Here is a 3,371-nt window from a genome sequence, read left to right on the forward strand (position 1 = left end):
TGTCGGGGGAAGGGCTTTTTTGCAAAGGTCTCAGGTCGTCTGAAATGAAAAAAACGCTTCTGTTTTAAGAGACAGAAGCGTTTTTTAAAATTTGGCATTTTCGAGAAGACGCTGATGCACCTGATGGCTACGCCTTGCCCACTTTCCCCTTAATAACCTTTACAGGGAAGATATCCTCAAAACTCAAAACATAGATCAAATTAAAAAACAACATTATCAAAAGGGGTCGCCTGAAACCCTCTATTCAGACGACCCAATTCTATTTATCCCCTACTCAAACAACCATCCATAACGCATTTCCACCATTCATCATCGTTCATTTGTCCTATCTGCCTTTTTGATTTATGTTCAACTGGAAAGTACACAAATTCGATGCCCGACACGGTAATCTACCTACCGAATAAACAACAGCAACCATATAAAAAAGACAATATGACAACCAAACTATACGAGTCCCTGCAACGGGAAGCCGATGAAATCCTGATGTATGACGAAGACTACAATATCAATGCCCGTCTGGGACTGACCATATTGATCTACTACACGGGCGGCGGTTCGGTAGCGGGACAACGCAAGACGCTGGAAGCTGCCGAACGCTTTTACTCAAAGTACCATGGGTATTTGAAAATGCATTTTTGGACAGACATGCGCCGTTTTGCACGGCTCAATCCGACCGCATTTCAAAACAAAATAGACCGTACCATTAAAAATGCTGAAGCAGGACGCAGATTAGAATGTGTGCTGACTTCTGATACGGAATATGGTCAAAGGGCTCCGGAATATCAGTTCAAAACCCTATCCTCCCACCCAATAGATGAAAATGGATTATCTTGCCTTCAAATTACCCTACCTTTGTCCTTTTTATCGACCACTGCCCAACAGCAGGAATTCGAAGATTGGGTGGAATATGTTTGCAAACAGTTTGATATTTTACACGGCTATGCCGGACTGACCATCGCTCTCCCCGATTCCTACTATAAATACCAATTTTATGAATACGCCGTTACCAAACGTTATTGGGGAGTAACACCTGATTCAGATTCACCCATAACCCTCCTTTGGTACGAAGGTATAAAATCTATCAGCTGGTACACACTTGTCGGTAAGGCGTTTCAGAATAAACTGAACAGCACGGAAATCCAAAACGTTTTGAACCATTATCGTGATATTACACTGAAGACTTATAACGGCACCATGGTATTCAAAGCAGGAAAATTCCCCGATTTGGGAGATAAAACCAAACCGTTGCCCGTTAATTACCTGATAGTGAACAACCTGATGCGGCCGATACTGACGCAAAAGCTGAACGACTCACTACATACTGCTTTCGGCAACGGTAAAAACCGCTACTCAGCTTCCCAGGGCTATTACTGGCTGCATCGCTGGGATAATGCCAATTTTGAAAACGGGATTTTTGATCCTAAAGGGACGAAGCAGGAACTGATGCCCGTTTACCGTGAGAGACCGTTGGAAGCACCTTATGCAGGGTTGTGGATACCCGACGATCTCGAGAATGCGATAGAACGACATTTTGAAGAAGGAGAAGTTTTTCCTGATAGAGGAGAGTATTACAAGTACCTCCAAAACGGCACAACGGAAATTGGGAAAGGCTATTGTATCTGGCGTTTGGTTAAACGGGACGATGGTGACAGTGTGCTGCAGGCTTCAGAGTTTTAATGTTCCGATATTGCTGCGCCGACGTTTCAGACGACCCACGGACTCTGCCCAAACACAACAATTACTTTTAGAAAGGACACATACCATGTTTGATTTAACGTGCAGCTACTTAGACGATGACGATATAGATCACGAAGCCGAAAAGCAGTGGATTTTTAAAACTCTGCACAAGCTTGAAAAAGAAGAGGAAATTAAATCTTTATTGAACGATTTTTCAAAATTTTCATCGTTATATGACGAAGCCGTTGCAGCAGGATTGAAAAAAAGTGCAGTCAACGACTACATCATCATTTCCGCCTCAGCACCAGACGAGGTAACCGGCGCGCTTAAAGAATATCTGGGGAAAACCATTTATGACGCCTGGGGCAGAACCGTGTCAAAAAGCCAAATGCTGCGGGATTTTGTCAGTGAATATAAATGGGCGCATTTAGATATGGAAACCTTCGACGCCATGAATCGGGAGAATTTTTTTAATAATATTGAACTCTAGCAGTATCCGATAGGCGGACAAGAAATTGCAGCGAATCCCAGATGCGTCAAAAGAATGAATATAGGAAACTAAATGAAAAAAATCGATTTCATAATGCATTTCACCGTTATGCAGCATTCCTTCGATCGTGTATTCAAGGATATGTTAGCTTTTCAAAAAGAACATCTCCAAGAGCTATTTGTATGTAACGATACAGTTACGGTAAAACTGCTGACAGAACGTAGAAATATCAAAAACGGCATAGTCAATTTGAAAGGCAAAAGCTATCCGGTGATCAAGACCAGTAAAAACTACAATTGCAACTATAAAGACAAATATGTCGAATTTCCCCTGCCTCTTGCCGATTTTGCACTCATGAAGGATTTTGCACTGACTTCGGAAGAAGTACGGCATATGCCCGAGATATTCGACCTTAACTGGTTGAATGTACCTTATAAGGAATGGCATAAATATGAGGATAAACGTCGTCCAATAGAAAAACGACACGGTTTGTTTAAGCTAGATTTACTCCCAAGAGCTGATGATTCTGTTGTTTTTGGACATTATTTTTTGATGAACGAATCCGATATCAATAAAACCCTGATAAAAGAATGGATATTCTTTTATTTGGATAAATATCTGCCGCATTGCCGGTTTCAAGGAATAAACCGTTTTTACCCTTCGAGAGTCCGGCCATTTTCCCTTTACAAAAAACGTATGGCTTTAGAATGGTTTTCCTTTCTACCCGCCGAAATCCTGCCTGAGGAAGTACCCAGCGCAAACGAGGTTATCTATCTTCCGAATTGTGGCAGTATCATTATTAGCACCGAGCAGCCCTACGACTTTGAGAATCCTGAAATGCGTAAGGTGACTGCCGCCATCGAACAGGAGCTGCACCATTTAGGATTGTTGCCTCTTGTGGATAATTTTGGCATTCCTCAAATTAGCGATTTACCCTTTATCAGTCGTGAGCAGCGTCTGAAAAACATGAGTTGGGGAAACGGCGTGTAGGTAAAGAAAATGCGAGAACCTATTGCCCGCACTTTTGTTTTCAGGCTACTAACTACTAGATGCGGTATTACACGGTTACCGCAGCATAGAATGGTAACCACACCGAATATGGAGAATATGGGACGCTACTCCTCTTTTCCTTGGATAAATACAGAGAAAGAAAGATTTTGAGATTTAAACCTGATATAGTGGATTAAATTTAAATCAGGACAAG

The 3,371-nt window shown here is 42.0% G+C and carries 3 protein-coding genes; all 3 read left to right on the top strand.

Going from position 1 to position 3,371, the window contains the following annotated elements:
- The first annotated feature begins 432 nt into the window (after positions 1–432).
- The 3 genes from HMPREF3050_RS08000 (at position 433) to HMPREF3050_RS08010 (ending at position 3,157) form a co-directional block, all read left to right on the top strand.
- Positions 433–1,677, top strand: a complete 1,245-nt coding sequence (locus HMPREF3050_RS08000; protein ID WP_246830248.1) for a type VI immunity family protein — start codon at positions 433–435, stop codon at positions 1,675–1,677.
- Between the two features lie 85 nt (positions 1,678–1,762).
- Entirely contained in the window at positions 1,763–2,167 is a 405-nt protein-coding gene (locus HMPREF3050_RS08005; RefSeq protein ID WP_049223066.1) for a hypothetical protein, read from the top strand.
- A gap of 72 nt (positions 2,168–2,239) precedes the next feature.
- Entirely contained in the window at positions 2,240–3,157 is a 918-nt protein-coding gene (locus HMPREF3050_RS08010; protein WP_070774386.1) for an Imm52 family immunity protein, read from the top strand.
- Positions 3,158–3,371 lie beyond the last annotated feature (214 nt).

This window comes from Neisseria sp. HMSC065D04 (assembly GCF_001815675.1).
GTDB lineage: Bacteria > Pseudomonadota > Gammaproteobacteria > Burkholderiales > Neisseriaceae > Neisseria.

Coding starts and splice junctions, on each gene's coding strand:
- HMPREF3050_RS08005 (WP_049223066.1), top strand. CDS start 1,763: ATGTTTGATTTAACGTGCAGCTACTTAGACGATGACGATATAGATCAC.
- HMPREF3050_RS08010 (WP_070774386.1), top strand. CDS start 2,240: ATGAAAAAAATCGATTTCATAATGCATTTCACCGTTATGCAGCATTCC.
- HMPREF3050_RS08000 (WP_246830248.1), top strand. CDS start 433: ATGACAACCAAACTATACGAGTCCCTGCAACGGGAAGCCGATGAAATC.